Raw genomic sequence first — 12,217 nt, forward strand, 5'->3', positions numbered from 1 at the left:
TACTGTTTTCCCCAGGTCTCGGCCAATACTTACGCTAGTTTTTTATTCCAAAAGGGTTTACACAAAATACTGGACAGACCCACTAATTTTTGTACAGCGTCTTTTACATTCTCTAAATAAACAGTTCTACAACTTATTTCTGAATCACTAAGCCCCTTTTGTTTCCAAAGTGTTATTAATCTCTTATCACATATAATTTTTAAAGCTTCTTCTCTTATCTCTTCCCTTAAACAATTATGTCTTACACCAATCTCTGCTAACAGAACGTTAAACATCCAGTTGATTTCCTCATAATCATCGGTTTGCAGTTCATATTCGTCTATTAATCTTGAAATTGCTTGATTAGGAGACAGACCATCTGAAACAAACTTATGAAAATCTTTTGGAACATATTCCATTAGTTCCTCATAAGTCATCGGCTCTATCATTCAAGTTCCTCCATTTCTATCTTTTTAATTCTTTAACGAAGTATACACTAACATCAATATTGGGAAACTTTTCTTTGAATGGTTCAATATTTCATCTCCAATCGTATACCGTTCGCCGGACTCGATTTCGTAGGTGAAAAAATCGGTATCGTGCAAGCCGGCTGCATCGCCGCCCGCCTTTTGGTACGCCAGCAAATCCTTGCTCGCCGTATACGCAACATCGTCCGGCAGCGTAGCTTTTCCCTTGCGGCAGTCCAAACGAAAACCGCGGTGCTGCCTCCATGGTATCACTGACAATGACACCGTGAAAATGGCTGGCCAGCCGCCTGAGCAGCTCCCAGTCCGTCTCATCGTACTGGATGATCGGCTCACCGATCTGGACGCCTTCCCCGATGCTTACGTTCACGTTGTAGCCGGGATACGTCTTGATGATTTCCTGGACCAGTTGGGGATAGGTCATGTCTGCCTGCTGGAAGGAGCGGCGCTTTTTCGTTACATCGAGCTGGAAGCTTCCGGAATGCCCTTCCAGTTCAATCGCGTAAATGCCTTGGCGATGCGCGATTTGAACAGAAGTCACGACTCCCTTGAAAATCGTGATTTCGCTTTCGCCATCCGTGTCATACAGGCGGATTTCATCGTCGGAGGCGGCTTGCAGCACGGCATTTACCGTTTCGCTGTCGTCCACGATGCCCCGCAGGTACAGACGTGCGTGTTCGTTGGGCCTCCACTCCATTCGTACGTCTTCGATTCGTTTGATCCGGTACGGCGCTGTTACCCGGATCCGTTCATACCCTGTCATTCCTCGTTTGCCTCCGTTTGGATCTAGCAGTTTCCCCTAACTGGTCCGGCGTAAAAGTTTAGGGGAAAGCGCTCACTTTTTCCGAGTCATTCCATAATGTCTGTCTTCTCACCCATGTGCCCCATGGCCTGTAACGACTTCAACCTCTCCAAAACCCTTATTAAAGGGAATTTGGAAGATTATTACACACCACTTCTCTGTATGTATCGGAACTTTCTCCCGCCAATTTCACCTATATTTTGGAAATGAAGTGAAAAACGCCTTTTTCCCCACCTCTTCGACCAAGCCCGCCTGCCGAAAATCCCTTCCCGTTTTGATAAAATCGTTGCGATTTTTGCCACGTTTTATAGCCCGTTTGAGTCATCCGCAAAAGAAAAGAGACTGCTATCCTGAATGTAGCTGGCAGCCTTCCCTCCAAAAAAGTTCGAGAGCTCTCATTACAAAGGGGGAATCTACCCTGACTCGCACAAGAAAAAACCAGATCGCGTTCCGCCTGCTGCTGACATCCTCACTGGCGCTTGCACTCATCCTGCCAGCGGCTTATCCAGCACAGGCCGAAGCGTCCCTGCAAGCACTGATCGACCAAGCCGCACCAGGCGACACTGTTACGATACCGGAAGGCAAATACGAAGGTCCCATTCGCATCACGAAGCCGCTCAAGCTGCTGGCACAAGGAAAGGTCAGGCTGACCAATCCGAGTGAAGAAGCTGCCCTGACAATCGCGGCAGATGATGTGACCCTGCAAGGCATTACGGTGCTGGACAGCAGAATCAACAGCGACGACGCCTCCATCATCGTAAGCGGCAATCGCAACCTGCTGGAAAAAGTCACTGTGGAAACGATGGGAACCGGGATTCAGTTGCGAGGCGCAAATGCCAATACGCTGCGCAACGTTTCGGTCATCGGCAAGGTAAAGGACAGGGGCAGTACAAGTGCCGGCCACGACCATAGCGCGCATCTGTCCAAAAGCGCGAGCAAGCCGAAGGTAACAGTCCAGGCGCAAAAAGGAAACGGCATCGACCTGTACGACTCGCACGACAACCACCTGATTGACAATCAGGTCACAAACGTCTTTGACGGGATTTACCTGGAAAAAAGCACGGGAAACGAGCTCACGCAAAACCGGGTGGAAAAATCGCGCTACGGCTACCACCTGATGGGCACCACGCAAACCTCCCTGAAAAACAATACAGGCATTGAAAACGTAACAGGTGCCATGCTGATGGAAACAGCCAATGCCACCGTCGTCGGAAACCGTTTTTTGAAACAGCAGCAAAACCCGAACTCCCAAGGCATCCTGCTCTACGACGTGAAAAACTCGCTGCTTGCCGACAACCGCATCGAAGGAAACCGCGTCGGGCTATACCTGGAGCGCTCCAGCGGGATTACGGTCACAGGCAATCGGCTTTCGCTCAACTTCGTCGGCATGCAGTTGACCGCCTCCACCGGAAATACGTGGACGAACAACCAGTTCATCTCCAATGTCATCGCCGCCCAGGCTCAGAACAGCGAGACAGACAACCTGAACGGCAACTACTGGGACAATCTGCTCGGCCTGGATGTGGACGGCGATCATAAAAGCGATCTGCCGTATGAAATGAATCCTTTTTACCTCGGCCTGACAGACGCGATTCCCGCTTATCAGCTGTTTTTCCAATCGCCGGGCTTCGTGTTTCTGGAAAATCTGTTCACGAGCGGCACAGGCAGCCCGATCCGGGACGAAACGCCGCTGATGCCGACGGCCAATGTTGTGTCGGCTGAATCCCAGACAAACAGCAACTGGGGCGCAGCCATCCTTGGCCTGATCCTTTTGGCAGGAAGCTGCACATTCATTTACGTAGGAGTGAAAAAATCATGATGAAATTAAAAAAATGGGTGACTACACTCGGAGCAATTGCAGGCATCAGCCTGCTCATAGTCGGTTGCGGCAAGGAGGAAGCACAGCCAGTCGAGATCGCGGAAGGCGTGGACAAATGCGACATTTGCCACATGCACGTCCCGAACGATCACAACGCAACCGAAATCATTTTGAAGGACGGCAAAGCGCTGAAATTCGACGACATCGGCTGCCTGCACGAATGGACAAAACAGCACGGTACCGATGAAGTCGCCGCGCAGTACGTCCGCGACTACTACACGGCGGAGTGGACAAAAGCCGAGCAGGCGACATTCGCCTATGACAAGGAATTCAAAACACCGATGAGCTACGGCATCTACTCGTTCAAAGACAAGTCACAAGCGGAAAGCTTCGTCGCGGAGCAAAAGAAAGGCGTCATCATGGATGCGGAAGGCTTGAAGACGCATACGTGGGAGCGCAGCATGAGCAAGCATATGAAAAAGGACGGGCATTCCTCGGAAGGACATTCTGAGGGCGGACATCAATCGGGCAGCACGGAGAGCACTCCTGCACACAACACCAGCACAACGACACACCACGAATAGAGGAAGTGGAGAGCCTTGCACATCAATCTGATCGCCAAACGGGAAGTAAAAGTAGGCTTCCGCAATCCGTGGTCCTACTCCTTCATGGCACTGTTCTCCCTGTTTAGCCTGGGGCTTCTCATCATCCAGTCGCAGTCCTACATGGAGGGCTACACGTATACGACAGGCACGATGCTCAATCTCATCCTGTACCTGCTGCCGCTGATGACCATGCTGCTCTCCTCTTTTTCCCTCACCGCAGAAAAAGAGGAAGGGAACTGGCAACTACTCTCCACCTACGCGCTGACAACCTCGTCGTTTCTCACAGGCAAATACGTGGGACAGGCGCTGGTGCTGATCGCCATCGTCTGCTTCGGCTACGGCATCTCTGGCGTGGCTGGACTGGTGCTTGGAAAAAGCTTTGCCGTTTCCACCCTGCTGTTTCTGCTTGTTTTTTCCATCTGTCTCATCCTGCTGTTTTTAGGGATCGCGATGGTGATCGGCGCGTTGTGCCGCAACCGCTGGCAAGCTTTGACGATGGGCGTCAGCATTTGGTTTTTCTACATCCTGGCCTGGCCGACGCTTTTGATTTCTGTTCTCAGCTTCGTGCCTTATACGTGGATCAAGCCATTGTTGCAGATTGTTACCTTTTTCAACCCGGCTGAATTTGTCCGGATTTACTCCGTGACCAGACTGGGCGGCGGCGCGATCTTCGGCCCCGAATACTACAAGTGGATTTACTGGATGGACTCTGCGCTCGGCGACGTGTGCTTCGTCGCGCTCTGTCTGCTCTGGGTTGGCGCAACCTTGTGGATCGCTGCCCGGGCATGGGAAAGGAGGTAACACAATGCAAACGTTCGGACTTACGGTCGATCAGGTCAGTAAAACGATTGACGACAAAACGATTGTCCACCCGTTCAGCCTGCGCATCGAGCCTGGCGAGGTCGTCGCCCTGTGCGGCGGAAACGGTGCAGGCAAAAGCACCATCCTGCGCATGCTGGTCGGCATCCTCCGTCCCACGACTGGCACGATCCGGCTCAACGGCTTGAGCTGGGAGGAACAGCGCGTTGAATACTTGCAGCAGATCGGTTACATGCCTGACCACTTCTCCTTCAGCGCTGGCCTGACTGCCCGCGAAACGCTGGAGTTTTACGCCGCCCTGCGCAACCGCACCGCCAAGGACGCCGACAAAATGCTGAAAGCAGTCGGCCTGCACGATGTCCGCAACAAGCGCGTGACGCACTTTTCCAAAGGGATGCAGCAGCGGTTGCTATTCGCCCAGGCGATCCTCGCGAATCCCGCGCTCGTCGTCCTGGACGAACCGACAAACGGCCTCGACCCTTACTGGATGGACGCCTTCGTCGACCTGGTGCGCGAGCTGCGGCTGGCGGGACAATCCGTCATCTTCTCGACGCACCAGCTCCAGGTCGCTGATGCCGTGGCAGACCGGGCGATTTTTCTCATGAACGGGCGCATCGTCCGCGACGACAAGATTGAAGCATATCAGGAGCAGTACGGCACGACCGGATTGTACGGCGCGTTTGCCGAGCTGGTATCGCGTACTCATTCGTAAATAAAAACACGAGAAACCTCTCGTGAAAAATGCAAAAAACCACTGACACTATGGATCAGTGGTTTTTTGCATCAAACTTCAACAACCGATAAGAGTTGTGCATAGTCCTCATGAGAATACGTACTCTTATCTCCGTAATGTTTACGTTCTGCCTCCAAAAGTCTCTCTTGGGGATTATGCGCAGTAGCAGCCCAATCCCTGATATACTTCCTCACTCGATCAGAAAATTGCAGTCCGCGTGTCTTATGTATCTTCCACGCTCGGACAACATTGACTTCCGGTGTTGGATTTTTCCATACAACTTCATCATCTAGCAAAATATCCAGTATTCTATTATCTATTGCTTCCAAAAAATACGTACAGTCGAGACTCTGCCGCTGCAAATGGAAGCTAAGGGCATCAAAATTATAAAAGACCCCTTTTGATATATTTTCAAAGCAAGGGGCTAGCAAGCGTTCGCGAAAAGCCCAGTTCGTTTGTATTCCCCATATATCAAATTCCATTCCATCTACTTCAAGCTTATAGCCCCCAAAGCGATTTTGTTTGTAAGACAAGCCCGAAAACGCTGCTGTAAAATCGGTATGTGAGCTATCGACAATAATATCGTAATCGCGTGGAGTTCTGCACTCAGCCAAGTCCCGCACCGCGCCACCAATAAAAATTAAATCGCCATAGGCACTAAGGTCATTTAGCAAGCGGTCTACTTTTGGGCTGACTGTTCTTAGCTGTTCAATCCTTTTTAGGATTACATGTGTCTGCTTATCGTCATCTTGAGCACATTTCCATGCCCCGCCCATAGGTAGCCCCCCTTACAATTTAATGCCCGATAGCTTTTGATACAATTCTAGCGCATAAGTATCCGTCATGCCACAAACAAAATCTGTGACCAATAATAATCGGTCATACAGACTGGGCGATTTATCCGCTTGAATCGAAAACGGATACCTCTGCATAAGGTAACGATAGTTATCGGAGATCAGCATGAAGTTTTTTCCCTTTTCGGATCGGGCAAACTCGCCATGAATCTTGAAGATGTCTCTTTCCAACTCCTTGACATCATAAATGTTATCGCTGCTTACTGCACTCACAAATATCTCCAGCAGCCCACGGATGACCTTCCATCCAACAAGCTCACGAGTGATGATTTCCTGACTAGGAAAAATATATTTGTTCGCAAGGGTTTGAAATGCCTCCCTAACCTTTGCCGCTTTTGAACATGCTAGAATCTCATTATCGAACTCACCGTTCAAGATTTGATCGTGCAAACAAAGGAACGTTTTAACTACCTCGTGAATCATGAGTCCTTGCGCTTTAATCCGCAACTTCTGCACTGCGTTGTCCAAGCGATCTGAACGTCGTTCCTCCGTGTTTTGCTTATAGTCTTTCCTAAAGGATTCGAGTAAGTATTTCTCTTCCTCCGACTCAAAAAATTCCGCAAACACATCTGTAATAATCGAATAATCCAGAACCTTCTTTTTGCAACCGTCCTCAATATCTGCGGCTGAATAGGCAATATCATCTGCAGCTTCTAGCAAAAAAGTAGCAGGATGGCGAAATTGCAAAATTCCCGTATATTCGCGAACCAGTTCAAACCGGTCCTGTTCGGAAGTCATATATCCAAATTTTTTATAGGAAACGCCCAATTTTTTCTCCTGTCGTTCCTTTTTATTTTTGTTTCCTTCCAGCGAAGAACGGGGATATTTCAAAATACTGGCCAACGAAGCTACGCTGAGATTGTAGCTGTATTCATCCACCAATCCATTCAGTTTGGTCAGCAAGCGAAAAGATTGTGCATTTCCTTCAAAATTTTCGAAATCAGCTTGCATCTGTTTTGCATTTTGGGGAGCTGTCGAAGTTAATTTCTTTACATTTTCTTTGTTAAACCACTCTTGAAAAAATTTTTGAATAGCCGCTTCTCCAAAATGGCCAAAAGGCGGGTTTCCCAAATCGTGAACAAGGCCAGCCACTGCCAGCAAAGCACTCAGCTTTCCAACGGACTCTTCCTGGAATACATTGGGCTTTTGCTTGTGGAGGTACTTTTCCACGCTAATCCCCAAAGAGCGGCCAATGGTAGCTACCTCATGAGAGTGGGTCAGGCGTGTACGCACAAAATCACTGTTGTCCAAAGGAAAAACCTGTGCCTTATCTTGCAGCCTGCGAACAGCCGAACTGATTACCAATCGGGTATAGTCGTCATCAAAGTCATTACGCAGATCGTATTCGTTATCCTTGGTTCGATCTTTCACCTGTCGGTCTCGCAAACGAACTCCACTCAACAACTGGTTCCATTGCATACGTGTATTTTCCATTTCCCAACCCCCTTTTTTTCCATTTTACTACATCTAAGTACCATTCCGGAAATTCCGAAACTCCACCCAGGCAAACAACAGTACGTTTAGCCGACATAGCAAAAAAGCTGCCGATAAAATCGACAGCCAAAATTTTAATGCTCCCCCCACCTCAAATCGCCTTTGCTTCCATATAAAAAACAGATAAAAACTTTTTCACACTGATCCGGCACTTCGTCGTTTTCTCGCCGGCCTCCAGCTCTTGCATTCGCTGGCGAATTTCCTGAAAATCGAACAGACGCGGGGCAAAGTGCTCAAATGTCGGGTTGGCGTAATCGGTCAGTCCGAGCGAGGACAAATGCGTAAACGCTTGCAGCACCATCCGGCGAATGCGCTGCTCCATCGCTCGCACCTCTTTGGTCAGCGCCTGCTCATCGAGGTTGCCATGCAGCTTGGTCAAAATTTGCGTGTACAGCTCCTTCAACTGCAAATCGCGCAGCCTGTCCACGCCCCGCTCGTTCTCGGCAAGCCAACCCACGATGGCCAAAAGATCGTGCGCTCCCGCTTCGCTGGCGATGCCAAGCTGGAGCAGCAGCTGTCTCGCTTTTTGCGAGAGGTTATCTCCGTCCAGGGATGGGTTTTTCAGTCCGCTCGCCGGCTGCTCTCTTCCTTTCACATCCAAAATTTGCAGCGACTTGCGGATGGATTGCAGCGAGGCTTCCAGTGTCAGGTAATCGGCTACCCTTCTGAGCACAGAAATGACCTCCAGGCGGTTGATCGGCTTTTGGATAAACGTATCAATCCCCTGCAAATAAGCCTCCCCGATCATCTCCTTGTTTTCCACCTGGGAAACCATGATGAATCGGCCCGTGAATCCTTCCGCCTGCAGCTTTTTGATCGTCTGGATGCCGTCCAGCCCCGGCATGAGCAGGTCGATCAGCACGACGTCCACTCCGTACAGCTGGTCGATGGAGACACGGTTGCCATCGCTGGCCTGACCCACGATCTCGCCCAGGCCGCTGTCTGCAATGATACGCTCCAGCATGCGGCGCACGACGGCATCATCTTCAATCAAAAAGAACCGTATCATCAGCTATACTCCCTCCCCTCTCAGCAGTTGATCTGTCGGAATCCGCACTTCGAAGTGCGTCCACAGCCCTTTGTCGTGCAAAATTTGCAGTTGTCCCTGCAAACTCTGCACGATGCCCCTCGCGTGTGTCAAGCCGATGCCAGTGGACGCGTTTCCTTTCTCATCATACTTGGTCGTATAGCCAGGTTCAAACACCCATTCCCGTTCCTCCTGCGAAATCCCCGGTCCGCTGTCCAGCACGGAAAAGACAATGTAGCGCCCGTCCAACTGGACATTCAATACAATTTTACCCGATTCGTCAATCGCTTCTACCGCATTGGCCACCACATTGTTCAGCACAGACAATAGCGCGTAAATCTGATTCGTCGACAAGCTGGCATAACAGTGCCATGTAAACTGAATCTGTTTTCCGAGCATCTCTGCATACTTCCGGTTGGCTCGCATCACCAGATCGCACAGCTCGCTGATCGGCAGTTGGGCAGCGAGTCCTTCCTGGTTAATCAGCTTGGAGATGCCCGCGAGGATGCGCTGCGAATCTTTTTTTACCTCGTGCACATTTTCGGCAATCGCCAGCGCCGCCGGAGATTCCGCTGGATGCGAGGTCAAAAGCCGCCTGTACAGCCGATAGCTCTCACGCGTAATGTCTTCCAGTTGCGTCATCGACTTGCGCAGGTAGAACGCCTCTTCGTACAGTTCTGTGTTAATCATCCGCAGCCGCTCCAGCTCCTGCTGCCGCACCTCCCCGACCGCGCGAATTTGCCGAATCGAGACGCTGTTGTACAACCCGACGGCAAAAAAGCTGCGCAACACGCCGAAGAACAGGAGCATGAAAAAGCTCTGCCACGTAAGCGGCGAAAAATCGGTAACATACTCGCGCACCCGCAACTCAACCAGGTTGGACAAAAAGTCGACAGACGCGCCGATCAGCCCCAGCTTCAGCGGAAACTCCAGGTAGTCTCTGGCCCGCAGCAACCGGAACAAAATGGCGAAGCTGAAGTAGTAAAAGGCAGACGGCAGGTGGACTGACACACTCTCCAGGAGCGGCCGATAAGCCATCAGCAAATCCAGCCCGACGCGAAAAATGAGAATGAACGTCCCGGTCAAAAAGCCGGTCAAGATCACAGGGACAGACGAAAACCAAAGCAGGCCGAAAAAGAAAGCGGCAATCCCCAGCGAGAAACGAAACGATCCCCCGAACGGGTTGACCTTCATCTCTCCGAAAAAGGCGGTTGCCAGCATAATAATCGTGAGGACCAGCAGGCGCTCGCGCATAAATGCCCCCTTTCGTACATAAAAAGATCTCCCATTCTTATTTTACAAAGAACCGGAGATCGAAAAAAGTTGCCGTTCCATCAGGCGTGTTTGTTTTCAAGACGTTTGGAAACGATTGACAAACCGTAGTTGACCACAAAGTACATGACCGCTACCAGCAGGAAGATCGGGATCACGTAGTTGACGTTTCGCCCATTGATGATTTGCGCGTGGTTCATCAGCTCCGGCAGCGCGATCACGACCGCGAGCGAGGTATCCTTCAAAAGCGAGATAAACTGGCTGACAATTGGCGGAACCATCCGTCTGAGCGCCTGTGGCAGCACGATATGCCAAAGCGTCTGTACGTAAGTCAGACCAGAAGAACGCGCAGCCTCAATCTGCCCTTTTTCCACTGATTTCAAACCGCTGCGCACGATTTCCGACAGCATGGCAGCCTCAAAGATGACCAGCGCCAGCACAGCCGCATAAAACTTGTCCAGCTTGATGCCGACCTCCGGCAAGGCAAAGTACGTAAAGAAAATAATCAACAAGAGCGGCAAGTTGCGAATCAGCTCGACGGCGGTCGCCAGCACCTGGGAGACGACGGGAATTTTCGCGTAGCGCAGAACCCCTACGACGATGGCAATGGCAAAGCTGAACACAATCGATAAAAAGGCAACCTGCAAAGTAATCCAGAAACCTTCTAGCAGGAAGGTCAAATGACTGGGCGCGTATGCTCCGATAAAGTCCATGATGTCCCCTCCCCCTTAGCGGCTTCCAGCCAAGCGTCGCTCCAGGTGGCCTACGAGCAAGCTCAACGGAAGTGTCAGAATCAGATAAAAGCATGCGACAAAAATGTAAACGTCAAACGTCACAAACGTCTCGGCGGAAATCAGGTCGCCGAAATACATCAGGTCAAGACCGGCAATGACACCGAGCACCGAGGAGTTTTTCACCAGGTTGATAAACTGGTTGCCCATCGGCGGGATCACGACCTTGATCGCTTGCGGCAAAATGATGTAGCGCATCGCCTGGTTGTAGGTCAGACCCGAGGAGCGTGCTGCTTCCATCTGTCCTTTTGGAATCGCCTGAATCCCGGCACGAATCGTCTCCGCGATAAAAGCAGCCGTATAGACGGTCAGTCCGAGCGTCCCTGCGACAAATGGCGAAAGGACAATCCCGAGTGCCGGCAATCCGACGAAAAACAGGAAGACGACGAGAATCAGCGGGATGTTGCGCACAAACTCAACGTAAGCGGTACCGATCCAGTTGAGCGGGCGAATCGGTGAAATCCGAAAAATCGCGAAAATCGTCCCTAAGGCAAAGCTTCCGACAAGAGCGAGCAAGCTGGCTTGCACGGTGTTCCAGAAGCCTTCGAGAAACATGTCCCCGTGCTCAAACAAGATAGAAAAATCGATCATCTCTGTTGCGATCCCCCTAGTCGTAAGAAAATAAGGGAATGAGCGGCAGAGTGAACCGCTCATCCGTCATGGAGTCGAACCGCTTAATTTTTTGGTTTTTCCCCGATCCATTTTTCATAAATCTTGTCGTACTCACCGTTTTCTTTCATTTCTTTCAGCAGGTCGTTCACCACTTTTACAAACTCAGCGTCGCCTTTGTTGATCGCGATGCCGTATGGCTCTTCGGTGAAGGTTTCTTCGGTTACGCGGAAGTTTGGATCTTGCTTCGCCATACCGTACAGCAGAGCGTTATCGGTCGTCAGCGCGTCACCTTGGCCAGCTTTGAGCGCGGTGAAGGCTTCTGCGTAGTTTTCAAACTCCAGCACTTCTGCTTCCGGTGCGCTCTCGCGAATGTTTTTCGCGGAAGTCGAGCCTTTTGCGGTCAGCACTTTCATGCCTTTTTGCAAGTCTTTTACGCTGTTGATCGGGCTGTCCTTTTTCACCAGCAAGGATTGTCCTGCCATGAAGTACACATCGGAGAAGTCTACTTCTTTTTTGCGTTCCTCGGTGATGGTCATTGTCGCGATAATCGCGTCAATCTCACCGTTTTTCAGCATCGGGATACGCGTTTTGGAGGTAACTTCCTTCAGCTCGATCTTGTTCTCGTCCCCGAGCACTTTTTTCGCAATCGCTTTGGCGATGTCGATGTCGAAGCCTTCTACGTTGCCTGTCGTCGGGTCTTTCAGTCCGAACAGGTTCAGGTCGTACTTCACGCCCACGACAAACTTGTCTCTTTCTTTGATTTTTGCCAATGTTCCGGCACCTGCGCTCGCACCAGTTGCAGAGCCTTCCGCGCCTCCTTCGGTTTTGCCCCCGCCACAGCCTGCCAGTGCAGTTGCGCTAAGCATCAATACAAGACCCATACCTGCAATTTTTTTCCACAAGCTTTTTTTCATCTGAATTACCC

At 50.7% G+C, this 12,217-nt stretch carries 13 protein-coding genes; 4 read left to right on the top strand and 9 right to left on the bottom strand.

The window, feature by feature from the left end:
- Nucleotides 1-29: 29 nt before the first annotated feature.
- Nucleotides 30-428 (bottom strand): Imm3 family immunity protein, encoded by a 399-nt coding sequence (locus EDM57_RS08510; protein WP_122904347.1) that lies wholly within the window; start codon nt 426-428, stop codon nt 30-32.
- 91 nt (nt 429-519) lie between these two features.
- Nucleotides 520-1,227 (bottom strand): hypothetical protein, encoded by a 708-nt coding sequence (locus tag EDM57_RS08515; RefSeq protein ID WP_122904348.1) that lies wholly within the window; start codon nt 1,225-1,227, stop codon nt 520-522.
- A gap of 511 nt (nt 1,228-1,738) precedes the next feature.
- Here EDM57_RS08515 and EDM57_RS08520 point away from each other — a divergent pair.
- From EDM57_RS08520 to EDM57_RS08535, 4 genes are read left to right on the top strand one after another with little or no spacing between them, the layout of a single operon-like run.
- Nucleotides 1,739-3,085 (top strand): right-handed parallel beta-helix repeat-containing protein, encoded by a 1,347-nt coding sequence (locus EDM57_RS08520; RefSeq protein ID WP_211338230.1) that lies wholly within the window; start codon nt 1,739-1,741, stop codon nt 3,083-3,085.
- Nucleotides 3,082-3,669, top strand: coding sequence for a nitrous oxide reductase accessory protein NosL (locus EDM57_RS08525; RefSeq protein ID WP_122904349.1), 588 nt, complete (start codon nt 3,082-3,084; stop codon nt 3,667-3,669). The genes EDM57_RS08520 and EDM57_RS08525 overlap by 4 nt, the downstream gene beginning before the upstream one ends.
- A 15-nt stretch (nt 3,670-3,684) precedes the next feature.
- Entirely contained in the window at nt 3,685-4,491 is an 807-nt protein-coding gene (locus EDM57_RS08530) for an ABC transporter permease (protein ID WP_122904350.1), read from the top strand.
- Between the two features lie 4 nt (nt 4,492-4,495).
- Nucleotides 4,496-5,221: an ABC transporter ATP-binding protein gene (locus EDM57_RS08535; protein ID WP_122904351.1), complete on the top strand. Its 726-nt coding sequence runs from the start codon at nt 4,496-4,498 to the stop codon at nt 5,219-5,221.
- Between the two features lie 71 nt (nt 5,222-5,292).
- Here EDM57_RS08535 and EDM57_RS08540 read toward each other — a convergent pair whose 3' ends face one another.
- The 7 genes from EDM57_RS08540 to EDM57_RS08570 form a co-directional block, all read right to left on the bottom strand.
- Nucleotides 5,293-6,018, bottom strand: coding sequence for a nucleotidyltransferase family protein (locus tag EDM57_RS08540; protein WP_122904352.1), 726 nt, complete (start codon nt 6,016-6,018; stop codon nt 5,293-5,295).
- Nucleotides 6,019-6,030: 12 nt separating this feature from the next.
- Complete coding sequence (gene dgt, locus EDM57_RS08545; protein ID WP_122904353.1) at nt 6,031-7,530, bottom strand: dGTP triphosphohydrolase; 1,500 nt, start codon at nt 7,528-7,530, stop codon at nt 6,031-6,033.
- Nucleotides 7,531-7,681: 151 nt separating this feature from the next.
- Entirely contained in the window at nt 7,682-8,599 is a 918-nt protein-coding gene (locus tag EDM57_RS08550) for a response regulator (protein ID WP_122904354.1), read from the bottom strand.
- Between the two features lie 3 nt (nt 8,600-8,602).
- Nucleotides 8,603-9,871: a sensor histidine kinase gene (locus EDM57_RS08555; protein ID WP_122904355.1), complete on the bottom strand. Its 1,269-nt coding sequence runs from the start codon at nt 9,869-9,871 to the stop codon at nt 8,603-8,605.
- An 80-nt stretch (nt 9,872-9,951) separates the two neighbouring features.
- A complete protein-coding gene (locus tag EDM57_RS08560; protein ID WP_122904356.1) occupies nt 9,952-10,602 on the bottom strand; it encodes an amino acid ABC transporter permease in 651 nt (216 codons plus the stop codon).
- A 15-nt stretch (nt 10,603-10,617) separates the two neighbouring features.
- Nucleotides 10,618-11,271: an amino acid ABC transporter permease gene (locus EDM57_RS08565; protein ID WP_122904357.1), complete on the bottom strand. Its 654-nt coding sequence runs from the start codon at nt 11,269-11,271 to the stop codon at nt 10,618-10,620.
- An 83-nt stretch (nt 11,272-11,354) separates the two neighbouring features.
- Nucleotides 11,355-12,206 (bottom strand): transporter substrate-binding domain-containing protein, encoded by an 852-nt coding sequence (locus EDM57_RS08570; RefSeq protein WP_122904358.1) that lies wholly within the window; start codon nt 12,204-12,206, stop codon nt 11,355-11,357.
- Nucleotides 12,207-12,217: the final 11 nt, after the last annotated feature.

The sequence above is a fragment of the Brevibacillus gelatini genome, assembly GCF_003710935.1.
GTDB lineage: Bacteria > Bacillota > Bacilli > Brevibacillales > Brevibacillaceae > Brevibacillus > Brevibacillus gelatini.